General features: G+C 52.9%; 14 protein-coding genes. 8 read left to right on the top strand and 6 right to left on the bottom strand.

Annotation, left to right across the window (positions count from 1 at the left end; translation table 11 throughout):
- Positions 1-31: 31 nt before the first annotated feature.
- From BMX00_RS02950 to BMX00_RS02940, 3 genes are all read right to left on the bottom strand, one after another.
- Positions 32-352 carry a DUF1840 domain-containing protein gene (locus BMX00_RS02950; RefSeq protein WP_090827663.1) on the bottom strand — a complete coding sequence of 107 codons (321 nt, stop codon included), beginning with the start codon at positions 350-352 and terminating at the stop codon, positions 32-34.
- A gap of 55 nt (positions 353-407) precedes the next feature.
- A complete protein-coding gene (locus tag BMX00_RS02945) occupies positions 408-1,424 on the bottom strand; it encodes an SGNH/GDSL hydrolase family protein (RefSeq protein WP_090826980.1) in 1,017 nt (338 codons plus the stop codon).
- Between the two features lie 228 nt (positions 1,425-1,652).
- On the bottom strand, positions 1,653-1,958 hold the full coding sequence (locus BMX00_RS02940) for an ElaB/YgaM/YqjD family protein (RefSeq protein WP_090827661.1): 306 nt from the start codon (positions 1,956-1,958) through the stop codon (positions 1,653-1,655).
- A 390-nt stretch (positions 1,959-2,348) separates the two neighbouring features.
- Here BMX00_RS02940 and BMX00_RS02935 point away from each other — a divergent pair, with 390 nt between their 5' ends.
- Entirely contained in the window at positions 2,349-2,963 is a 615-nt protein-coding gene (locus BMX00_RS02935; protein WP_245727621.1) for a cyclic nucleotide-binding domain-containing protein, read from the top strand.
- A gap of 53 nt (positions 2,964-3,016) precedes the next feature.
- Here BMX00_RS02935 and BMX00_RS02930 read toward each other — a convergent pair whose 3' ends face one another.
- A complete protein-coding gene (locus BMX00_RS02930; protein ID WP_425433861.1) occupies positions 3,017-11,725 on the bottom strand; it encodes a GH36-type glycosyl hydrolase domain-containing protein in 8,709 nt (2,902 codons plus the stop codon).
- Positions 11,726-12,497: 772 nt separating this feature from the next.
- Here BMX00_RS02930 and BMX00_RS02920 point away from each other — a divergent pair.
- The 7 genes from BMX00_RS02920 (at position 12,498) to BMX00_RS02890 (ending at position 19,572) form a co-directional block, all read left to right on the top strand.
- Positions 12,498-13,223, top strand: coding sequence for a Crp/Fnr family transcriptional regulator (locus tag BMX00_RS02920; RefSeq protein ID WP_090826976.1), 726 nt, complete (start codon positions 12,498-12,500; stop codon positions 13,221-13,223).
- Positions 13,224-13,576: 353 nt separating this feature from the next.
- Positions 13,577-15,586, top strand: a complete 2,010-nt coding sequence (locus BMX00_RS02915; protein WP_090827657.1) for an AsmA family protein — start codon at positions 13,577-13,579, stop codon at positions 15,584-15,586.
- A gap of 237 nt (positions 15,587-15,823) precedes the next feature.
- Positions 15,824-16,009, top strand: coding sequence for a hypothetical protein (locus tag BMX00_RS02910; protein WP_090826974.1), 186 nt, complete (start codon positions 15,824-15,826; stop codon positions 16,007-16,009).
- A 307-nt stretch (positions 16,010-16,316) separates the two neighbouring features.
- Complete coding sequence (locus BMX00_RS02905) at positions 16,317-17,171, top strand: SDR family oxidoreductase (RefSeq protein ID WP_090826972.1); 855 nt, start codon at positions 16,317-16,319, stop codon at positions 17,169-17,171.
- 266 nt (positions 17,172-17,437) lie between these two features.
- Positions 17,438-17,920, top strand: coding sequence for an SRPBCC family protein (locus BMX00_RS02900; protein ID WP_090826970.1), 483 nt, complete (start codon positions 17,438-17,440; stop codon positions 17,918-17,920).
- 34 nt (positions 17,921-17,954) lie between these two features.
- Positions 17,955-18,428 carry a PAS domain-containing protein gene (locus tag BMX00_RS02895; RefSeq protein ID WP_090826968.1) on the top strand — a complete coding sequence of 158 codons (474 nt, stop codon included), beginning with the start codon at positions 17,955-17,957 and terminating at the stop codon, positions 18,426-18,428.
- Between the two features lie 109 nt (positions 18,429-18,537).
- Positions 18,538-19,572: a methyltransferase gene (locus BMX00_RS02890; RefSeq protein ID WP_090826966.1), complete on the top strand. Its 1,035-nt coding sequence runs from the start codon at positions 18,538-18,540 to the stop codon at positions 19,570-19,572.
- Positions 19,573-19,768: 196 nt separating this feature from the next.
- Here BMX00_RS02890 and ligD read toward each other — a convergent pair whose 3' ends face one another.
- A complete protein-coding gene (gene ligD, locus BMX00_RS02885) occupies positions 19,769-22,327 on the bottom strand; it encodes a DNA ligase D (protein WP_090826964.1) in 2,559 nt (852 codons plus the stop codon).
- An 11-nt stretch (positions 22,328-22,338) separates the two neighbouring features.
- Positions 22,339-23,229 carry a non-homologous end joining protein Ku gene (gene ku, locus BMX00_RS02880; protein ID WP_090826962.1) on the bottom strand — a complete coding sequence of 297 codons (891 nt, stop codon included), beginning with the start codon at positions 23,227-23,229 and terminating at the stop codon, positions 22,339-22,341.
- Between the last annotated feature and the right edge of the window lie 253 nt (positions 23,230-23,482).

Below are 23,482 nucleotides of genomic sequence, written 5' to 3'. Positions count from 1 at the left end.
CCTCCGCTAATCGCAACGTTTACTGGAAAAATTACCCTTTTTCCCACATCACATCACGCTTCTTTTTCGCTGCCGCGGTGAGCAATTCGATCAATGGCAGCGCCCGGTAAGCCAGGCTCACCGATTGCTCATCCTCGCCATTGTCCGATTTTTCCTCGGAAATTCGCCCCTTTGCTGCGGTTTTTGCCGGCCCGATAGCCCGCTTCAACCGATCGAGCGCAGCGGGCACGTCCTCGGCTAGTATGGCACTCGGTACCGTACCACTGTGCCCCATCATTTTAAGCAATCGCTGCGCAACATCTCCAAACATGATGATGTCGGCATATGCATCGGTCTTGAATCTTATCAGCACGAAAAGGAAAGACGGGTAGCAGAAAGCGGCAGGCGGACCACGCTCTGCTATTAAGTCAGCGTATGCCGGGGCATGGACCACTGCCCATGCGTGCATACTCGGGCCTGCGCAATTTCCTGCCGGTACGCCCGGCAAAACCGAGAACAATCAGGCCTGCGATGAACATGGAAATCATTTCAGGCTCCGGTACAACGCTCGCGAAAGCCGATGCGATAACGCCATGCGCCCGGGTCGTAGGATGAATGCTATCCCAGAACACGTGGCCATCGGGATTGCCGCAAGGAAAGAGATCCGGAAATGATACACATGGGCTCTGCACATTCGTAAAACCGAATTTGGCCGGATCCTGGATAACTCCATTGAAAAAAGAATAGGTATCGAAACTGGAAATATCCGTTCCCGGAAATTGCGCGTGCAAATTTCCCAGTTGGGTCGCCAGTTCGGAGTTGAAGGCAAGCGAATAAGCGTGGGCTTCCGGCGCACCATTCTGGTCAGGTGTCTGACTCAAGTCCGAAAGGTTAGGCACCAGGAAATGTTTTGCGCCCGCATTGGCCAGGGCGCTGACATATCCGGCGATGTTGTGCGCGGCTGTGGCGGCAGGGTCGCCCGTGAAGAAATCGTTTGCGCCGCCCCATAAAAAATACAGGCCGTTGGGATCAGCTGCTCCTTTTGCATCGGACAGGTAATTATCCACCTCCTGCTTCATGCCCGGCAACTTGATCAAGCCACCAATGTTAAAACCACTGTTCGAATCCCCGGTGTTGGCGCCCGCCACGGCGTAGCTGTGAAAGTTCGTGGGGGTGACACCGGTGGGGAAAAGCGCAGCCGCCAGTTGTTCCGATGCAACCGGGCCATTAGAGATGCGCCCATCAAAATAGGGTGGGCAGAAATGGGTAGGGTCGCAATTATTGCCCAGGATTTTATAAAGACTCATGACAGCCGAATCACTGCTGCCTGCATCCGAAAGGCTGTCGCCGAATGCATAGAGCGTGCTGAAAGTAGACGCAGCCCAGACGTTGCCGGAAAGCAGCAGCAAAGCAGAAAAAGCGGCAAAACTATTCCGTATTTTCATGATCCATCTCCCGATTCAATTTGACGACAAAACAAATTGCCAGCAGGCATTATTAGTATTCGTATAGCTGAAACGATTGCAACATGTTCTTGCCGACCCCGATTATTCCGTCTTATTCCCTTATCTCCACTCCTCCCTCACCCTCATTCTTGATATCGGCCAATATTGCAGAATCCCGCGCAGCGCCGGAATCTACCTGAGGAGTGACCCGACGCAAAAAAAAACGGCTCAATCGCGATTCTTCATCAATAGTCCGATCAAAATGCCAATGCCTACTGCAGCACCAATGGTACGCCAGGCATTTTCATGTACGTATTCATCGGTTATGCGCGCCGCAATTTTGGATTTGTCGACCACGGTGCCCTCGAAATCCTCAAGATATTCCCTGGCCTGCTTCAAGTTTTCCTCGATCTTGGCTCGCAAGGCCTGGGTTTTCCCCCCGCCCTCGTTACTGACGGATTTCATTAATTCTTCGGTGTCCGTAATAACGGCGTGAAAATCATCAAGAAGCTTTTCTTTGGCAGTCTTAGCCATTCCATCCTCCATAAAGTTGATATCGTGTTCGACCGGCTTGAGCAGATCACATGCCTTCACTTACAATTTTTTTGCTCCTGCCGAGGTGTGTGTATTTACCATGCGTCGTGGAGCGCTCTGCGCATCGTGGAGAGCTCAGCGGTTTGGGTTCTTCTTTCTTGTTGGATATTGTTCATCCGCGCGCAAATCCAGTCTGTCTGGCAACGCACATACGCGGGCATAACTTTCCATGTACTGTCTGATCACAATATCTGCTCTGCCGTTTTGTCTGTCTATTTATATATTTTGCGGCGCTGTTCGCCCACCCACTAAGTAACGTTATAGCAGATCAAGAGTGCTTTTTATCGAGACCATATTGAGACCATATTGAGACCATATCGCGAGGAACGCATGCCACACCTTCCCACTCCCAAGCAAAACCTTTTTTTGGCGGAACTCCCCGAAGAGGATTATGAGCGCCTGAAACCCTGCCTTGAACTTGTGGCTATGCCCGAAGGATGGGCTGTCTATGAAAACGGAGGCGAATTAGACCTTGTGTATTTTCCCACCACCAGTATTATTTCCCTGCTCACTCTCACGGATGGCGGAGAAGCAACGAAAATCGCCGTTATCGGGAATGAAGGTCTATTTGGAATTTCCATGCTCATGGGACGGAAAACCACCCCAACCCGGGCAGTGGTGCAGTGCGCAGGTTATAGCTACCGGCTTAAGGCAGCCAATCTGAGAAGAGAGTTCGAGCTCGCCAGTCCGCTGCGTTATTCGCTCCAGCGTTATACTCAAAGCCTGCTTGGCAAAATCGCCCAGGCGACGCTGCGCAACATTCATCCAGCTTTGAGAAGCAATGTTCCGGTTAATGGGTCGCCCCGCCCGTCGGCCCCATATATTCCCCCGCATACTCCTTACTCGTCAGGGGCAGGTAGTTTTCATCCTTCTCAACCTGACAACGGCATACCCCAGCTTTTAAGGGAAAATGAACAGGTCCTGTGCGAGCGCGGCAATTTGTGACGCAGCTTGGCGGTTGAACTGGCCGCCAGGCTGACAGGCTGAACTGACTAAACTCACCCAGAGGGTGGACGGGCAGCCAGCCGGACTTCAGCGATATGAGGGACGCGATCGTCGACGAGCGCAATGATCAGATCGCGCTGCTCAATACCATCGATAATCAGGTTTTCGTTCTCCACTCCGGCGGTCTGCGAGACTTTGATGTGATAGGTCGTTTCTCCGTAGCGGTAGTTCACCGTGAACGACTCCCAATTTTCAGGTAAACAAGGCTTGAAATACAGTTTGTGCTTTCGCAATCTCAGGCCGAGCAGCGTTTCCAATATCAGGCGATACAACCAGCCGGCGGAACCCGTGTACCAGGACCATCCGCCACGGCCGACGTGGGGAGAAAGCGCATAAACGTCGGCTGATACCACATAGGGCTCATTTTTGTAGATCGCTACTGTCTCGGGCGTTTGCCCATGATTCACCGGATTTATCATCCCCAGCAATTCCCAGGCGCGTTCATGGTTGCCCATGACCGCGAATGCCATGGTTGTCCAGATCGCGGCATGGGTATACTGGCCCCCATTTTCGCGCACGCCGGGAACGTAGCCTTTGATGTACCCCGGATTCAAAGACGACTGATCGAACGGTGGAGCGAGAAGTTGAATAATCCCGGCATCGCGCCGGACGAGATACTGATTCACTGCTTCCATACCCTGCTTCTGGCGCTCGATCGAACCGGCTCCGGAGAGAACTGACCAACTCTGCGAAATCGAGTCGATCCGGCATTCCGGATTGCTGGACGAGCCCAGCGGCGAACCGTCGTCAAAGAAGGCGCGGAGATACCATTTTCCGTCCCAGCCATGACGCTCGATATTCTTGCGCAGGAGATCGGCCTCGTCCTGGCAGCGTCCCGCAAAGGCAATATCGCCATATTCCCGGGCAAGGCTGGAAAATTGTATGAGAACGTCATAGAGGAAGAACGCAAGCCAGACACTTTCGCCGCGCCCATGAAATCCGACCAGATTCATTCCATCGTTCCAGTCCCCGGTACCCATCAGCGGGAGGCCATGTTCGCCAAATCTCAAGCCATGCACGATCGCGCGCACGCAATGCTCATACAAGCTCGCAGCCTGTTCAGAACGTGCGGGCAGATCGTAATAGGAATCCTCGTCCGGACTGACGAGCCTTCCCTCCAGGAACGAAACAGATTCATCCAATACGCCCGTATCGCCCGTAGCCGTAACATAGCGGCAGACCGTCACGGGCAGCCAGAGGTAATCATCCGAGCAGCGTGTCCGGACCCCTCGTCCCCCGGGCGGATGCCACCAATGCTGGACATCCCCTTCAATAAACTGGCGGGCCGCAGACCGGAGCAGATGCTCACGAACGAGAGCGGGCTCAGCGTGAACGATCGCCATCACATCCTGCAACTGATCGCGAAAGCCGAACGCCCCGCCCGACTGATAATATCCGCTGCGCCCCCACAGCCGGCAAGCCATAACCTGATAAACGAGCCAACCATTAACCAGCACATTTATGGAAGGATCGGGCGTTTCCACCTGGACAGTGCCGAGCGTATGCCGCCAATAATTTTGCACCTTTTCCAACGCCTCATGTGCAGTGGGGATTCCACGAACGCGCAGGGCGAGCTCGAGGGCATCGTCCGAGTGAACTCCGGCTCCCAGGCGAAAAACGATTTCACGTGTCTGGCCGTCCAGCAATTCAAATGAAGCCCGGATGGCGCCACAGGGATCGAGCCCCGCCCCCACCCGCCCCGAAAGCTCTTTAGAGCTCATTGCAGCCGGATTCTGCAATCTACCGTTGCGGCCGATAAACTCCATTCGATCGCCCGTTATTTCACGCGCGGTATCGTCCACATCATAGAACGCGGCACGGCCCGAGAACTCATTGTTATAAGGATTGCGCGCCAGCAGGACACCATGGGTGGAATCAATCTCGGTCACAATATGCATTCTGCTTTTTTCAGGCAAATCTCCCAGCACCCATTCGACGCATCCCGTTGCCGAAAGCCTACGCAGCCGGCCAGACCCGTTACGAACTTTCAGTACTGCGAATTTCACGGGTGCATCCAGGGCGACAAAAACCCAGAGCTCGGAATGGATACCGGTTTCGACATGCTCAAACACGCTATAACCGAATCCGTGCCGGGTTACATAGGGAGTCGCACCTCGCTTCGGCAGGGGGGTCGGCGACCAGAAATAGCCGCTTTCCTCATCGCGTAAATAATACGCCTCGCCACCTGAGTCACAAACCGGGTCGTTGTTCCACGGAGTCAAGCGGAACTCGTGCGCATTTTCACTCCAGGTATAGGCCTGGCCGCTCTCGGAGAGAATGGTTCCGAATTGGGGGTTTGCCAGAACATTTGACCATGGCGCCGGAGTCGCCTGGCCCTGCCCGGTCGTTATGACGTATTCGCGCGCGTCAGGGCTGAACCCTCCCAATCCATTGTTGAAAAGAAGCTGGAGGTGGGGAAGTTCAACGACCTGTCCTGGGGCAAAGGGCCGGACCGGCTTCAGCCTGGCCGGCAGAACAGGGAACTCTTCAGGAACACGGCGCGCCAACTGCTCCATTAGCGTTCCTTTGCTGTCGAGAATGATCACCCGAGCAACGCTCTGTAGAAGAATACGATCCTCGGCTGCAATCTGCTCCGCGCGTCGGATGAAAATTCCGCCAGGCCGGTCAAGCAGATGGACTTCAGCGCTGCCCGCCACCAGCCCCATGATATGGTCATGAAGAAGTTGACGATAGCTCGAGTGGTCCTCATTCCAGATTATCAGATCGACAGCCAGTCCTTTGACACGCCAATAGGAATGCGCCTGCACGAGTTGTCGCACCAGATTGAGGTTAGCCGCATCGGTGATCTGCAGCAGCACAATCGGCAGGTCGCCGGAAATGGCATATCCCCACAGTCCCGACTGGCTGCGTTTATTCTTGCTTAATATGGCGTCATCGGCGCGCAGATAAGCACTGGGATACAGCACCGAACCGGCCAGACGGGCGAACAATTGTGCATCCGTTTCGGTCGCGTTGAGCTGTCGAAGTACAACCAGACTATGAGTCCATGCCAGATCGAAAACACGGTTCGTCAATTGCTGATCCTGGTACTTCTCGACCAGATTCATCGCGGCGTGACGCGAGTCCGCAGCTCCGGTAACGATATCGATAATCGCGGACTCTCCTGGCTCGATGGTCATCCGGTGTCGAATCGCCACGATCGGGTCCAGAACGGAACCTGCGCTACCGGAAAGCGGCCCCGGTTCGGTCATCGCTCTCGGTGCGGACACGTCGTTTCCGCGTCCGATAAATGCCATGCGATCCGTTTCATAGGAGGTTGCCTCGGTAGCGATACCGTGCACCGTCATCAGATGCAGCATCCATGGCACCGGGTCGCTCTGCGAGCGCGGGCGCCTGCTGCATAGAATTGCATGCCGCTCCGGTAATATTTCCGTCTGCACGAAAAGATTTCCGAAGGCCGGAGCCTGCGCGTCCGCCATGGGCGTTGCAAGGACAACCTCGGCATAAGAAGTAATCTCGATCATCCGGCGAGTCCAGGCGCGATTGGTAATGCGAACGCGACGCAACTCGATGTCATCTTCGGGCGATACCGTAATCTCTGTATGCGTATCAAAATCCAGGTCGCGTCGCCGGAATTCCACTCGGCCCTCGGAAAAGACAACGCCATAACGCTTTGCTTCTTTCAGTGTAGGCTGATAGGTATTCGACCAGAACTCGCCGCTCGCCCCGTCGCGCAAATAACAGAAACTCCCCCAGTTATCGCATGTGCTATCCTCCCGCCACCGCGTAATGGCGAGATCCTTCCAGCGACTGCTTCCGCCCCCGCTGTTGGTCATCATAACGTGGTAGCGTCCATTCGAAAGGAGCTGTACTTCTGGAATTGGCGTGTTCGCACTTGAGAGAACCCGAGTTGGCATATCGGGGAGCTCTTTCGTGATCCGCACATCGGGAAGCTCGGTGGCTTGCAAGCGCAAAACTGTCGGCGGGGGAATTCGCTCCTGAAGCAGCAGCATCGTTGCCTGAAACAAAGGCTCGGACTGGAATCGTCTTTGCATGGGCCGATCCAGCATCACATACGCCAGAGCAAGCAGGCTCATGCCTTGATGATGAGCCATAAAAGAGCGTACCACGGCACGCTTTTCGCCGCGCCGGAGCCGCGAGGGGGTATAATCCACCGCTTCATAAAAACCGAATTTCCCCGCCAAACCTTCAGCCGCCAGCTCTTGCAGGTTGCGGCAGGCAGCCTCGGGGGCGACCATCAACGCCAGCACGGAAGCATACGGTGCGATAACGAGGTCTTCGCCAAGACCACGCTTCAGTCCTAGTCCGGGAACGCCGAATGCTCGATACTGGTAATTGAATTGAGCGTCTACGGCGTTATAGCCGGACTCCGAGATGCCCCACGGGACGTTGCGTTCCTTACCATACGCGATTTGCCGGTCAACCGCCGCCTTGTACGTCTGATCGAGCAACGTATTGTCGAACGTTGGCATTACGAGGAGCGGCATGAGGTATTCGAACATTGAACCGCTCCAGGAGAGCAAAGCCGATTCCCCATTATGGGTTGTAAGCAGCCGTCCCAAAGCGAACCAGCTTTCCTGTGGCAATTGCTCCTGCGCGATCGCAATGAAATTGCAGAGTCTTGCTTCTGACGCAAGCAAATCATAATAGCTGGCGTCGAGGCGGCGCTCACCGGCGTTATAGCCTATCGCAAGCTGACGCTGCGCCGGGCTAAACAGGAAGCCATACTCCATTTGCGACATTTCTGCTGCCTGAAGCGCCAGATGCTCAAGGATCCCCAACTGTTCGCGCGCATTGTCCGCGCCTCGGTTGGCAAGTTCTCTCAAGGAAGGGATAGCGATCGTGCTCGAGGTATCCTCGTCTTGCGCCGCAGCGGCTAATAGATGCGGCGGCACCAGACTAACCAATTCCTTAAACATGCGCTCGCATTGCACGTTCAAAGCCTTTGCCCACTCATGAGCTTCGCTGGAAGGCAGAGCAGCTCGTCCCTCCGTAATTTCGCGAACCACTTCGCGCGAGCAAGTAACCAGCCAGTCAAGATCGGCCCTTGCGCTCACAATAGTCAATGGGTGATTCCCGGTGGCGGCCAGGAGAGCCCTTTCAAATTGCGCCAGTGAATGTATCCCCACGCTTCCGGCGTTCTTTTCAAGAATCTGTAGCGTATCGGCCAATGCCAGAAATATTTGTTTCCCGATAACCGGGGCATTGGCTGCTTCCAATAGGCCAGCGCGCAATGTCAGCAGGTGGCCAGCGAGATTGCCGCTATCCACCGTGGAAATATAGCGCGTGAGCGGCGCCATCGTTTGTGTGTCATACCAATTGTAAAAATGACCCTCATGCCGTTCCAGCGTCTCCATGGTCCGAAGCGTATTGGAGGTGCGATCGATGAGTTGTCGGATGCCAATGTAACCGAAGTCGTGGGCGGCAATATTGGCCAATAGTGCCAAACCCATATTGGTCGGAGAAGTCCGGTGAGCGATCGTCGGGATAGGTGTTTCCTGGAAATTATCAGGTGGGAGCCAGTGATCCTCCGATCCAATGAATGTTTCGAAAAAGAGCCAGGTCCTGCGCGCAGCCTGGCGCAAAAATTGTATTTGCCCATTCGTCAACTCCGCGATTCGGGGAGGACGCGGCCGACTTATCCACCAGGCGATGGCGGGGGAAGCGACCCATAGTAATAAGATCGGCAGGGCGACAATCAACGCAAAGGGTGCCACGACAATTATTCCAACGAGCGCGACAATGGCGATCGCGGGTGCGCTCCACATTGACGGGAAAAAAGTGACTGCCCCGATATGGCTTTTCTTAACATCCGCAAAACCGGACGTACGCTCGACCTCGCGGGACGGGTTCCATTCCAGAAGCTTGCGGCGCGTGATCAAAAGCCGCACGTGGATCCGAATGATCGCATCCAGGCTGAAGTAAGACTCATACGGGAGACAAGCCAACGTGAACAGCATTTGTCCGAAGTGACGTTTGGCCGAGCGTGCCGAACTCATGAGTTGTTCCCGCCACGCCACCTCGGGAGGCTTCCTCAATAAATCGGAAAATACCGGTATCGCCGCAGGAATCGCAAGCATACCGATGACAGTCATCGTCCAGAACCACGCATCGGGCAGTGCAATCCACCCCAACAGTAAAAGCAGCGTCGACATTGTCGGCACAAGGCTGCGCCGGAGATTGTCCATCAATTTCCATTTCGAAAGCGCTGACAGCGGGTTTGGCTGATAGTTGGCGCCAGCAGCAGGCACGCGCCACAATAACCAGCTCGCAAGCTGCCAGTCTCCCCGGATCCACCGATGGCGACGGCTTACGTCGGCGAGATATCCCGACGGAAATTCCTCGTATAGTTCCACATCGCTTAACAGCCCGGCTCGGGCATAGCACCCTTCAAGCAGATCATGGCTTAAAATCCGATTTTCAGGAAAACGGGCGCAGAGCGCCTTCTCGAAGGCATCAACATCGTAAATACCCTTTCCGACGAACGAGCCTTCATAGAACAAATCCTGGTAAACGTCGGAACTGATTCGCGTATAAGGATCGATCCCGGCCTCTCCGCCAAAAAGCCATGCATAAGCCGACCGGTTTGTGCTCGACAGGCTTACCGTGACCCGCGGTTGCAGAATTCCATATCCCTCTGTCACGATATCGCCGTCACCGTCCGCCTCTGACGAGAGTCGCGGCTGATTCAACGGATGAGCCATGGTTCCAACGAATTGATGGGCGGAATCTCGTGGTAATTGCGTGTCGGTATCGAGCGTGATGACGTACTTGATTCGGGACAGAACAGGCGTATTGCCCATAATCAAGGAGAACGCATCACCACCGGCGCCGCGCAACAGGGCATTGAGAGCCGCAAGTTTTCCCCGCTTGCGCTCGTAGCCCATCCAGATCCGTTCATTCGGATTCCACCGCCGCGGGCGATGGAAAAGAAAAAAAGGACCTTCTTTGCCCGGCGACGGCGAGTTGCCCGCTTCAACCATGCTGCCGGCTGCATTGGCATATTTGGTGTTGAGCTCTTCGATTCCCGCACGCGCAAGCTGCAGCAGGGATTCATCTTCCGGAAGTGTTTCCTGATTCGCATCCGGAAAATCGGTTAACAATGCGAAGTCGAGATGATTGTCCCGGTTTGCGAGAAACCGGACCTCCAGCGCTTCAACAAGGCTCATGATTTCCGCCTTATTGGTCAGCATGGTCGGGATCACTACCAGTGTATGAAAAGCCGGTGGTATTCCGTTGGAGAAGTCCACACGTGGCAGTGAATGAGGCGGCACCAGAAAAAGAGCGATCCAATTTACCAGCGCCACAGCCAACTGGCTCATCACAAAGAGTGACAGCAATCCCACTGCGGCCAGCAACCATACGCCCGCGCCGTCAGCGTACGCGTTGGCCAAGAGACCGCTGACCAGGCTCAGCGTAATCAGTGCGATCGCACCGACATAAAATAAAAGCGGATGCCGGCGGCCGGCTTGCCGGATTTTCTCCCCGGGTGAAAAGCGGACCTGAACCGCTTCCTCGAGTTCAGGCAGTCCTTTATCGATGAGATAAAATCCCACGTGCGCCCTGATCTTGCCATTTCCCTGGTCACTTGATCCGGCATTGCCAGCCAACTGAAGCGCCTTCCGGGCCACCTGTACTTCCGACATCGGGCATATCCTTGCGACTCGCTCCACCACATGCCGGTAGCGATCCCTGGTAGCAAAATCCATCCGAGTGTAGATACCTGCCGGGTCTTCCCTCAATGTGTGCTCGACAGTACTGGTAGTTTCCACAAATTCCCGCCAGTCAATAGCGCCGAGCGTGCGCAGGCTATTGATGCTATTGGAGATTGAAACCTGGTCGGCCGCCTGTTGCTGATTCCCCAGTTGAACCATTTGATCGATTGTCTGGCCTGATTCGGCCAGCCGCTGTTCAATCCAGGTTAACGGAAGCGCCAGTGTCGGTCCTTGCCCCTGCAATCGCCTTGCCAATTCGGAAATGAAAGGCGTGGTCATGGGTGGATCCGATCGCGCCATATCAGCAATGACAAGAACGAGGCTCTTGGGATCCTCTTGAGCAATCGTGGTAATTTTGGCGGCCCAAGAATCGGCAAGGTTCCGATCCTTTCTTCCAGCTGCCACATGTACACCGACACGGCGCAGATTTTCGATCAGTGCCAGGCGGAGCATGATCGGTATTGCCCACAACTCCCCGAGCTGCAGGTTGACAACAGCCTGGTAGGCCATGACAAAGCGCCTGAGGCTTTCCGTATCGACTCTGCCATCGCCATGCGAAATCGCCTGCAGAGCGATATCATAGACTCGCGGAAGACCGGCCGATGGTCCATGCGCAAGAAGAGGCAATTCACGGCTATAACTCTTGGGAAGATGGCGCCTGGTCGTGCGGATCTGCTCTTCGATCAAATAGAAATTGTCGAAAAGCCATTCACCGGCTGGTGTTAAGGACTGATCCGCCGCAACGGCTTCGGTTAATACGCTACAGATGTCGTAAAGCTTTCGCTCATTTTCATCCAGCCGGGCGAGAAGCTGATCCGTTCCCCGACTTGATGACAACTCATGAGACGCTGCAAGGATTCCCCCATAGAGCTCCATCTGATCGGCGCTGAACAGCTCGGAACGTAGAGGCAATTCTTCACTGATGGGGACATGTGGTCTTCCGATTGCGTGCAGTCGGGCTTTGACGGCAAGGAAAAGGTCGGAAACCACCGTGATAGCTTTCAATTCGAGTATTCTCCAGGTCGCGGCCGCTTATTATGGGTTACACCAAGTCCTGACCGAATTCAAGACTGATGTAATAGACACTTCCCGGAGCGGCAGCTCTTTCAAATGCGGAATTAAAATCCGGAACTGCTGTTAAGGACTACTGTGAGCAAGTCATCCATGAAGCTTGTTGCTACCGGGAACACCTGTACCTAGTTAGCAAGCCTTAGCTAGCAACCCCTGGCTAGCAGTCCTGGCTAGCAGTCCTGGCTAGCGACCGCGCGAGTTAGCAACTGAGCTGACAATAACCACGACCGCCATGAGGCCACAGATGAGGATTTGTAATACTGGTTTATGTACCACGGAGCTTAACGCAGCAAGCGATCAAGTAAGCGATCATTACGGTAAACTGGATGAAACCCATGTAGCGTCCCTGCTTGAACAATCGAATGCTCTTTTAGAGAAGAGAGCTTTTTAATTGACCCGACGACGTTATGATAGGGATTTTACTCATCCATAGTATGTACGGTAGCGCACGAAAATACCCGCCATAAAATGGAATACTTCACCATGAGCAATAGAAGAACAATACTCTTCTCTGAAAGCCACACTGACGGGATTGCTTTTTCAGTTAAATGCTATTATAAGTTGGTGAATGGGAAGCAGTCTGGCAGAAGGATGTTGGAATCCATAGATGTTGGACTCCACAGCGAATTTCAATCGATCTTCGGTTCTTTCCATTGTCTCCAGGCTGCGCTTACTCTATCGAGACCTCTGAAGACAGCGCTAGCGGATGCTTAGTCCCCTCTCCCATCAGCCCAATCAGAATCACCTCCTCGCCGCTCTGCCGGTGGCTGAATTCGAACGCTTGAAACCCCACCTTGAACTGGTCCATTTGCCGCTCGGCGATGTGCTTTGTGAATCCGGGGGTCGTCTTTCTCATGTCTATTTCCCTACCTCGGCGATTATTTCCCTCCACTATATCCTTGAAAATGGCGCATCGTCCGAGATTGCGGGCGTCGGTAATGAGGGTATGCTCGGAATATCCCTTTTCATGGGGGGAGACACCACCCCTAGCTGGGCCACGGTACAAACCGGCGGCGACAGCTATCGGATGAAGGCCGCGATCATGATGCAGGAGTTCAACAGCGGAGGACCGGTCCAACGCTTATTGCTGCGATACGCCCAGGCATTGATTACACAGATCTCGCAAACGGCGGTATGCAACCGGCACCATACCATCGAACAGCAGTTGTGCCGGTGGCTGCTGTTAACGCTGGACCGGTTGAATTCCGAGGAACTGATCATGACCCAGGAATTGATTGCCAGCATGCTCGGTGTTCGGCGCGAGGGTATTACCGAAGCCGCCGGCAAGCTGCAACAAGCAGGCATCATCCGCTACCGCCGCGGCCACATTACCGTACTCGACCGCGCGGGACTTACAGCGCACGTTTGCGAGTGTTATGACGTTGTCAAAAAAGAATTCGAGCGTCTTTTTCGCGATGTGCAGAAATATTAAAAGCGGAATATCAATATCGGGCAACCCTGATACCCCCTGACACCTCCCATGATCTCGGAAATCTGCTGTACAACCTTTCCAACCCCTTTCAACCTTTCAAACCCCTTCAACCTGTTGCAAAAGCCTATTTGCCCGCGCGAATGAAATGTGTGGTGACGTACCGAAGATTCATCTCCATAGAAGTAGCATCAAACCATTGCATAAGCTTCCGCTTTAAGCTCCCGGTTCTTTCTTTCTCTTTCTTTCTTATACCCGGCTCATCGGGTACCGGATTTTCAGGGCTGATTCAGGGCTGAGTGAGTTCACGATTAAGCGGAACCGTCCACAACTCTCGCATGAATTGGGTGACGCTCATGCGTTTCATTTCACGAAAATTGCGAATTCTTCGAACCAGATCAGCCCGTTCCAGGGCGGTATTGTCGGTCCTCAGTGTCCTGCTGATACTTGTCGTGGCATTCGCCATCTGGTTTGACTGGAATATGATAAAGCCCTATGTCGAGCGGCAGGTCACCGAAAAGACGGGCCGCGAATTCGTAATCGGTGGGGACCTCGATGTGAAGTTATCGCTCAATCCCCTCGTCAGCGCGGAAGGGCTTTCGCTCGCCAATGCTGATTGGGGCACGCAGCAACCAATGCTCGGTGTCGACAGGCTCCAGTTCCGGATCAGTCTTTTGGATCTGCTTGCCGGGCATGTCGTTCTACCCGAAGTATCCGTATCACAGCCAAAAATCCTCCTGGAAAAAAGCGCTGATGGAAAGCGGAATTGGGACCTTAAAAAGGAGGAAAAGGAAGCAGAGCTGCCAAAAATAGGCAAGCTCACCCTGGACCGGGGAATAGTGTTTTTTCGCGATCCGAAGACCAAGACTGACATCACAGCGAAAATTTCCACTGATGGCGCGGCGGATGCGCGGGAGGCATCGATCAACGTATCGGCGGAAGGAAAATATGCCGGATTAAGTTTTGCGGCTCAAGGCCAGGGCGGCGGTGTGCTTACCTTGACCGACGAAACGCTTCCCTATCCCATCAAGGCAAAGGTTGAGATCGGCACCACCCGCGCGGCGCTTGACGGCACTATTACCGGACTGGCCAAGTTGGCGGAAATGGACTTGCAATTGGATATGAGCGGAGAGGATTTATCCGCGCTCTACCCGATAGTGGGGATTGTTATTTTTCCATCCCCGCCTTATCAAATATCCGGAAGAGTTCTGCATCAAAAATCCGAATGGTCCATGGAGGGATTTTCAGGGCACGTAGGAGAGAGCGATCTGGGCGGCAGCATTCTTTTCGATACAGGCGGGAAGCGTCCCATGTTGCGGGGCGACGTCGTTTCGAAGGTCCTGGACCTGAACGATTTAAAAGGTTTTATCGGCGCCCGCCGCGCACCCCAACCGCAAGACACTCCGGCCGAAAAACAGGAGAAAAAAGCGTCCATAGAGGCCCAACGGGACCGCCTGCTACCCGACCAGAAGTTTAGCGTTGAGCGGCTACGAGCCATGGATGCAGACGTCAAATTCACCGGTGCATCGATCCGTAACAAGGATCTGCCGGTCGAGCATCTGGTAAGCCATCTCAAAATCGATGACGGTCTTATGACACTTGACCCCGCCAACTTCGCGGTTGCGGGAGGCAATATCGTGTCTAATCTGACGATCAATGCACGAAAGGATGTCCCTGCTGCCGAAGCCAGGATTGACGTAAAAAGGTTGCAGTTACCCAAACTGTTTCCGAAAGTCGAACTCACCCACGGTGCGGCGGGCGTGATCGGCGGTAGCACCCGCTTAAAGGGGCACGGAGAATCCGTTGGCGCACTGTTGGCCTCGGCCGATGGCAAATTCGGCTTGGTGATGTCGGGTGGGGAAATTAGCGAGATGCTGCTGGCAGCCCTCGATCTCGACGCCGCGAAGCTCATCAAGCTTCTGTTCACCGGAGATAAAAATGTACCGGTGCGATGCGCTGTCATAGATTATGACGTCAAAGAGGGCATCATGGACAGCAAGGCGTTCGTTATCGATACCGAAAAAACAATTGTTCTAGGAGAGGGACACATAAACCTCGCTGAAGAGACAATCAAGATGAAGCTGTCTCCACAACCTAAAGAATGGGGTTTTCCGAGCCTACGCACGCCCGTACATATTGCCGGCACGCTCAAGAAGCCGACGGTTTATCCAGATAAAATGCTGGCCATACGCATTGGCGCGGCGGTAGCATTGGGCGTTCTCGCGACGCCTGCTGCGGCATTGATACCCTTGATCGAGTTGGGTACCGGTGAAGATGCCAATTGCCGCGCGTTGATCGCCTCGGTCAAGCAGCCGCAGCCAGCACAACCTTCACGTACTCAAACCAAAAAGAAATCAAATAACTAACAGTTCTCCTGATATTTTCTTGGTGAGCAATATTCCGCATGCTTTTTACTCCTCTTTTTGCTCCCCCCTTCACTCTCTATATTCACTCTCTCCTATGTGCGCCAGCGAACGGAACAAAGAAACTGGCTAAGGGAAATTTCTTTTTTATTGGATATATGGCTTCTTGAGACATTATATGGCTCCTAGAGTCATGCGAGTCATGCGTAGACCAGCGAAATCTTGATATAGGAGGCAATCATGCCGCGCGGCGACAAATCCTCATACACGGACAAGCAGAAACGACAAGCGCATCATATCGAGGCGGGATATGAAAAACACGGTGTTTCGAAACAAGAAGCCGAGCGTCGCGCCTGGGCGACCGAAAATAAGATATCAGGGGGAGGAAAGAAGCCAGGCTCAGGCAAAAGTTCGAAAAAGTCCTGACTCTTCTGTTGACGCTCTGGCTCTTCCGTTTCTTTTCCAAAACTCTTGCATCAACCGTCGGCCTTGGAAACGGGAGCGAAGATCCAGGTTCGTTAACTCCGCCGTTGGCACCGACGTGTTTATGTGGCCCTAAAACGTAAAAAGCTAGGACGGCTAACGGCGCGTCTTCGGAGGCCTGAAAATAAAAAAAAGCAGAAAGCGAATTTCAAGCGCTATAACCGTGCCACCATATGGCACAAATTGGCATAAGCAACGCAGCCGTGATATTGGTTGTCAATGCGTAAACTGTAACCAGCGAGGGAGCATTATGGAAGAAGGGAAAGTTCCGAAGCAGCAACAAAGCCGCCAACCAGGGCTGCAATCCGAAATGAAACCGCAACCCGAATCGTCTTCTGAAAATTACAGAGCCAGCGGCAAGCTGAATTCCAAGGTTGCAATTATCACAGGTGGAGATAGCGGCATCGGGCGCGCTGTGGCGATCGCTTTTGCAAAAGAAGGAGCGGATATCGTCATTACCTACCTCAACGAACATGAAGATGCAAATAACACAAAAAAGGAAATCGAACAGTGCGGGAAAACATGCGTTTTAATTGACGGCGACGTGGGCGACGAAACATTTTGTGCCGAGGTGGCGGCACAGACCATTTCCAGGTTCGGCCATGTCGAGATCCTGGTGAATAATGCGGCGGAGCAGCACCTTCGGGAAAGCATTCTCGATATCGATAAAGCACAGCTCGAAAAGACATTTCGCACAAACATATTTTCCATGTTTTATATGGTAAAGGCCGTGCTCCCGCATCTTAAAAAAGGAGCGCGCATCATTAACACAACCTCGGTGACAGCATATAAGGGAAACCCCCATCTGCTTGACTACTCGGCCACCAAGGGTGCAATCGTTGCATTTACGCGATCATTATCGTTACAACTGATCGAACGCGAAATATATGTAAATGCCGTGGCGCCCGGCCCCATATGGACGCCATTGATCCCCTCCACTTTTCCCCCCGATAAAGTCGCCGATTTTGGCCAAAATGTCCCCATGAAAAGACCCGGGCAACCTAGTGAGGTTGCCCCTTGTTATGTTTTTCTGGCTTCCCAGGATTGCTCATATATGGCCGGGCAGGTGCTCCATCCAAATGGCGGCACTATTGTTAACGGCTAGCAATAGCTTCCCGGATCTCGGGGGCGGAGTCCGCAAGAGTACGCCGGCATAAGCCAGGGAACGACAAAAAGTAGAGGTGCTATGGGTTTGCGCTTTGGGGATAAGCCGGAGCTTGGTCGCAATGGAGTTATTTGCATCTACCTTTTCCAGCAGGGTATCGTGGCCCCAGCGATACAGCATCAGCCAGTAACCGACAGCAGTTCACTTTTGTTCAGCTCGAAGTAAATCCTTAGCCTTCAGCCCGAACAACAGAGGCGCCGCAAAATATGTTCACCCTTGGCTCAAAAGAACCTGTGACAGGCAAGGCGCGCATTCTGATCGAGCGCTCCTCCGCAGATATATTCAGATATCTGGGAGACGGGTTCTTCGAGAATTATCCTAAATGGTCGCCGGAAGTTGTTGAGCTTGAATGCATCACCGATGGGCCCGTTAAGTTGGGGACGATGGCCCGTCAGGTGCGTATCGATCAAGGGCGCAAAACGGAAACCCGCTTTAAAATTGATATATATGAGCCGAACAAACGCTTGGGGTTTGCCGGGATCTCCGATCCTTTTCGATGCATTTATGAGCTGGCGGATATGAATTCAGGCAAGTCGGCTGAGCTGGTTTTTACATTCGAACTGACCGAGATTCAGATGATGATGCGTCCTTTTGAGAAATTGATTCGTGTGGTCATCCAGGAAGGTGCCGAACGCACGGTAAGAAATCTGAAACGTTTGACTGAAGCTGCCAGACAGACGATGCGCTGATCGATCATGGCTCATTAATATCCAGGAGAAAAGAATGACTTTTGTAGTTGAAAAAGACCCCGGATTGATCCCGAATATCTTGTCCCAAATTTTGGACAGCTCTATTAATGGCATCGTATTGGTGGATCCGGATCTGGAAGATATGCCCATCGTCTACGCCAATATGCAATTCGAGGCGATGACTGGATATTCCCAGCAGGAGATCCTGGGGCGCAACTGCCGGTTTTTGCAAGGGAGCGATCGGGAACAGGATGCACGTTTCGCGATGAAGCGGGCCATCCAAAGCCAGCAACCCATCGAAGTCACTATTCGCAACTATCGTAAGGATGGCGAACTCTTCTTCAACCATTTGACGCTCACCCCGCTTTTCAATGGTGCGGGAAAACTCATCTACTATCTCGGTATTCAATACGATATAAACCGTAACCGCGAGATGATCTCAAAGTTCAGCCTGCAGCAGGAGGCGGATACCCGGCGATTACTGTCTTCGTTATTGCCACGACCATGATATAAGTTCAGGTGGACATATGTTGTTGTCAGATACGTATACATATATACAGGCCGTGGAATGACGATTAGGCCGTATCGAATTCTTTACATACTAGGAAGAGGTTTTCATGGACCAGGAAAAGTTTGTAGATATACCCCGGCCCCGTATAGACGACCGTCCCTTATGGGATGTCATGTTTGGAGTTTTCGGGAATCCTGCGCTGCTTATAGCCCATCGCCTCAAGGTTTTTACGCTGCTGGGACAAGGAGCACGTACACTGCCCGACATATGCAATACCCTTAATATCAAAACAAGACCAGCCGAAGCGATGTTGACGACCGCCACGGCTTTGGGTTTTCTGTCACTGCATGATGGGCATTATGCTCTCACCCCGCTTTCTGAAGATTATCTCCTCGAAAAAAGCCCCAGCTACTTTGGTTTCTTCTGGGATATGATGATTGATAATTCCGAGGTTTTTTCCTATGCGAGCCTCGAAAAGGCAGTGCTTACCGACTGCCCCCAGGCTTATGGGGGCGGCGATATCTATAAATCTCATGAAGAGCAAGCGGAGCTGGCACGCCGGTTCACGCGCGGAATGCACAGCATCAGCATGACGTTGGCCACAGCATGGCCGAACGCCGTCGATTTAAGCGGGATCAAGCTGATGCTCGACATCGGCGGGGGCTCGGGAGCCCACTCAATCGGGGCTGCGTTGAGATGGAACGATTTAAAAGCATTAATTCTGGATTTGGAGCCCATATGCGAAGTGGCTCAAGAGTTCGTTATCCGCTACGGCTTGCAGGACCGTATTGGAACGCAGGTGGCGGACATGTGGAACGATCCGTTTCCCGAAGCTGATCTACATTTTTATTCCAACATATACCATGATTGGCCGCCTGAAAAGTGCCATTTTTTGACTGAGAAGAGTTTCAGGTGCCTTGAGCCGGGCGGACGCATCATTATCCATGACGTGCTCTATAACGATGACAAAACCGGGCCTTTTGCCCCTGCAGCATATAGCATGCTCATGATGGGGTGGACGGAGGGTAAATCGTACTCCGGACTTGAGTTATCAGGCATGCTGAAGGGAGCGGGATTTCATGACATTGAAGTGCATCCTACTTTTGGATACTACAGTATCGTTACCGCCCTCAAACCCTGACACCGGGCTCCACGCTGACATGACATTTGCATTGACATTGCCTCTACGCCAGCATCAACGTGAGCTGACATAGTCCCCAAGATGGGAATGCTCGTTATTCAGTCCGCCTGGTGGAGTGAACAAATGAAATATCATGCCCATCCGGACTGTTCGTATGCTGTTGTCTTGCCGGCCACTCCCCCGGGTGGACGAGTCATTAAGCGGTTTTTTGCTTGGTATTCTCTCGGTTGGGTTTGAATCCCAACCTTTTCATGGCCGGTGTGATGGATTGCTTTACAGTTTGGTAATCCGCCCAAGGCTCATTGCCTCTATCGAGGCGTTCATGAATATTCGAGGCGGACCAGCGCATACCGCTTGTAAGTGATTCCAGTTCTTCCCATGCCAACGGTACGGACACGCTCAGGCCCGGCTGAGCCCGCACTGACCAGGCGGACACAGTCGTTGCCCCAAAGCCATTTCGAAGGTAATCAATGAAAATCTTCCCAACACGGTTTCGCGGCCCGCTTTTCGCGACGAAACGCCGGGGGATCGTGGCCGCCAGATGTTGAACAATGGCTTGAGAGAATTCTTTTACCGTATCCCAATTGTAGAACCTTTTAATGGGCACGATAACGTGTAACCCCTTGCCCCCACTCGTTTTCAGAAAAGACTTCAATCCCAATTCCTTCAGGAATATGAAAACAAGCTGTGCCGATTCCCGAATGTGCGGCCATTGCACCCCTTCACCGGGATCCAGATCAAATACCATTCTGTCCGGTTTATCGATTTTGTCTTTCGTAGCGTTCCAGGTGTGAAACTCGATCACATTCATCTGCACGGCGGACAGGAGACCTTCAGCGGTTGAAACTTCAAGCAAGGGCTCATGCTCCGGATCGAGATCGGGATCAAGCTGGCTGACACCCCGCATGTTTTCCTTGTCCCAGTGCTTTTGAAAAAACAACTGGCCCGATATCCCGTCGGGTGCGCGTACCAGGGAAACGGGTCTTCCTTTGAGATGTTCCATCATCAAAGGGGCAACCAGGGCATAGTAGCGAATGAGGTCGATCTTCTTGAACCCGCTGGATGGGTCAATCACCCGGTCAGGATTCGTTATCCTCAATGATGGCGGAATCGAAGCTGAGCTGTCAGCCCTTGCAGAGTCGGCGTGCACCGGTTTTTCGCGAACAATGGCTTCCGCTTTCTTGTCCGTTCTCAAACCGCGAAACACAGCATGCCGAATATGGCCGCCCCGGGTCCATTCACCGAAGGAAACCTCAGCCACGAGCACCGGTTTTACCCAATGGGCTTTTTTATCAATTGCGCTCCCTCTGACGAAGGGGCTGCTCTCGGAAGAAATTCTCTCCAACTTCGCTTTCAGATCGCGAAGCGCTTTATCATTAAAGCCCGTCCCCACGTTACCGGCGTATTGGAGCTGGTGATCTTCATCGTAATAACCAAGCAGCAACGAACCTATTCCTTCGCGGGACCCCTTGGGATCAGTATAGCCACCAATGACGAATTCCTGGCGGCGGGCGCACTTCAGCTTTATCCAATCGGGAGAGCGGCGTGAAACATAAGTCGAGGTCTTGCGTTTACCTATAATACCTTCCAGTCCCAGCCGGCACGCCGAACCGAGCACGGCGTCGGGCGGCGCGTCAAAAACTTCGCTGAAGCGTATTTGTTCCGGTGCGGGTTTTTCAAATAAGGTTTTCAGCAGTTCTCTGCGTTCAATCACTGAACAAGGTCTCAAGTCATATCCATCATAAAAAGGGAGATCAAAAAGAAAGTAGGAGATGCTTTGGGTCCGCTCGGTATCGAATGCATTCTGTAAAGCTTGAAAATCCGGTATGCCTTTCTCGTTCAGCACCACGATTTCACCATCCAGCCATCCCGGTTTCAACCTCATTTTGCTTATCGCCTTGAGCAGATCGGGCAATTTATGGGACCAGTCGTTACCGTTTCGCGTAAAAAGCCGAATCTCCTTGCCATCTATTCTGGTCAACAACCTATAACCATCGAGCTTGATCTCATAAATCCATTCCGCAGGATCGGCCGGCGGCCCATCCACCAGTGTGGCGAGCTGAGGCTCAAGCATACGCGGAGGATCGGCCTTAACCGCGCTCACGGGCAAAACCATATTTTTTCCCGTTCCCGATGCCTTGCGGCTTGCCGAGAAGGTTGGCGACTCAGCGGATGCCAGGATTTGCGGTATGTTAAGATGTGAAACGCTATCAGGCATTTCATCCACCACGCTGTACTCACTTGCCGGACGAGCATACCCGTCCTTTTCTTTGATAAGCAGCCAGGCCTCCTGCTTCTGCCCTTGTGTATTTTTCATGCGCACCAACGTCCAGTGGCCTTTTAGCTTATGGCCATGCAGTTCGAATTTCAGTTTGCCGTCGCGATAACCCTTGTGCGGATCCTCAAGAGGGATCCAGATTCCCTTGTCCCAGACAATGACTTTGCCCGCACCATACTGTCCGTGCGGAATTTCACCTTCAAAAGTATTGTAGGATATGGGATGGTCTTCGACGTGGACCGCCATGCGTTTGTCATTGGGATCGAAACTCGGCCCCTTGGGAACAGCCCAACTTTTCATTGTGCCCTCAAGCTCCAGCCTGAGGTCATAATGTAAACGGGTCGCCCAGTGTTTCTGGACGACGAATGACAGGGCTGTTTTCTTTGCGCCGGCTTTTTTTTCCAGCCCAGCAGGTTCTGACGTTATGGAAAAATCGCGCTTTTCGCGGTAAGTTTTAAGCGAGTCCAATTTTGGCATGTTTGTTTATGTTACCCCGCCCGGCGCTTATGCGTTCCCCTTGCAGGTGCCTTCGCGGTATGTGGACCGGCCGTCTTTTCGCCATCTTTCTTGTGGCCACTCTTCAGGCTGCGCTGAAGCAACTCCGTGAGATCAAGAATTTGCGCGCCCGAACGCACTGATTCGGCTTCCTCCGGCTGGGCCACAGCTTGTATTTCGCCCTTTTCTGCTTTTTGTTCCACGAGTCTCATGATCTCATCCCTGAATGAATCACGAAATTCTTCAGGATCCCATTTTGAACTCATCTCCATAATCAGCTGCTCAGCCATTTTTAGCTCTTTCTCGGTAATACCCAGGGCCTCGGTTCCTTCAGCCGGAAAGTTTAAATTTTTCCAGCTACGAATTTCATCACTCCAGCGCAACAAATTCAGTATAAGCGCAGGACCCCAGGGCACAAGTGCGGCGAGGTGCTGCTTGGTCTGAATGACTACCCTGGCGACACCCACGCGTTGTGTCTTGACAAGAGCCTCGCGCAGCAGCGCATAGACCTTCTCGCCTTTATTGATCGGTACGACGTAATAGGGACGTTCGAAATAAATAATCGGAATATCGTTAGCCGGTACAAACATTTCAATTCCGATGGTTTGCGTGGTTTTCGGATAAGCGGCAGAGATTTCCTCCTGGCTTAGAACCACATACTGGCCATCCTCGTACTCGACACCTTTGACGATATTTTCCTTATCCACTTCTTTTCCGGATTTTTTATTGATCCGCTTATAACCGACCGGATCCATCGTACGTTTATCGAGCCACTCGAAATTAATCCCCTGTTCCGAAGTGGCTGAATGAAGCGCTACAGGTATATGGACTAAACCGAAGCTGATAGCGCCCTTCCATAAAGACCGGCTGGCAGACGTAGCCATGATCATCCTCTAATACAAACGGAATAATTGCTTGCAAACTGTCATAGGCAGACTGTCACGGGAAGCCTGGAACCCGAAGGCGCAGCAAGCTCCGGAGATTATTCCTCACGTTACCTTCCATGTATGTACGATTGCACACAGAACTCAACAAGCTGAGCTGGCAGAATTCACAGGTTAGAAAAATAACGGAAGAGCGCGGGTGAGAGAAACTGGGTGAGGGAACCCATAAGGGAGCCAGGTCGGGGCTCTGGTC

The organism is Nitrosovibrio tenuis, from assembly GCF_900109785.1.
In the GTDB taxonomy this organism is placed as follows: Bacteria; Pseudomonadota; Gammaproteobacteria; order Burkholderiales; family Nitrosomonadaceae; genus Nitrosospira; species Nitrosospira tenuis_A.
The sequence above is the reverse complement of the archived record's forward strand: the minus strand, read 5'-3'. Positions and strand labels throughout refer to the sequence as shown.

What these genes read in the sequence shown, in the direction of transcription:
- BMX00_RS02945 (WP_090826980.1), bottom strand. Translation starts at nt 1,424, where the DNA reads ATGAAAATACGGAATAGTTTTGCCGCTTTTTCTGCTTTGCTGCTGCTT.
- BMX00_RS02940 (WP_090827661.1), bottom strand. Translation starts at nt 1,958, where the DNA reads ATGGCTAAGACTGCCAAAGAAAAGCTTCTTGATGATTTTCACGCCGTT.
- BMX00_RS02935 (WP_245727621.1), top strand. Translation starts at nt 2,349, where the DNA reads ATGCCACACCTTCCCACTCCCAAGCAAAACCTTTTTTTGGCGGAACTC.
- BMX00_RS02920 (WP_090826976.1), top strand. Translation starts at nt 12,498, where the DNA reads ATGCTTAGTCCCCTCTCCCATCAGCCCAATCAGAATCACCTCCTCGCC.
- BMX00_RS02915 (WP_090827657.1), top strand. Translation starts at nt 13,577, where the DNA reads ATGCGTTTCATTTCACGAAAATTGCGAATTCTTCGAACCAGATCAGCC.
- BMX00_RS02910 (WP_090826974.1), top strand. Translation starts at nt 15,824, where the DNA reads ATGCCGCGCGGCGACAAATCCTCATACACGGACAAGCAGAAACGACAA.
- BMX00_RS02905 (WP_090826972.1), top strand. Translation starts at nt 16,317, where the DNA reads ATGGAAGAAGGGAAAGTTCCGAAGCAGCAACAAAGCCGCCAACCAGGG.
- BMX00_RS02900 (WP_090826970.1), top strand. Translation starts at nt 17,438, where the DNA reads ATGTTCACCCTTGGCTCAAAAGAACCTGTGACAGGCAAGGCGCGCATT.
- BMX00_RS02895 (WP_090826968.1), top strand. Translation starts at nt 17,955, where the DNA reads ATGACTTTTGTAGTTGAAAAAGACCCCGGATTGATCCCGAATATCTTG.
- BMX00_RS02890 (WP_090826966.1), top strand. Translation starts at nt 18,538, where the DNA reads ATGGACCAGGAAAAGTTTGTAGATATACCCCGGCCCCGTATAGACGAC.
- ligD (WP_090826964.1), bottom strand. Translation starts at nt 22,327, where the DNA reads ATGCCAAAATTGGACTCGCTTAAAACTTACCGCGAAAAGCGCGATTTT.
- ku (WP_090826962.1), bottom strand. Translation starts at nt 23,229, where the DNA reads ATGGCTACGTCTGCCAGCCGGTCTTTATGGAAGGGCGCTATCAGCTTC.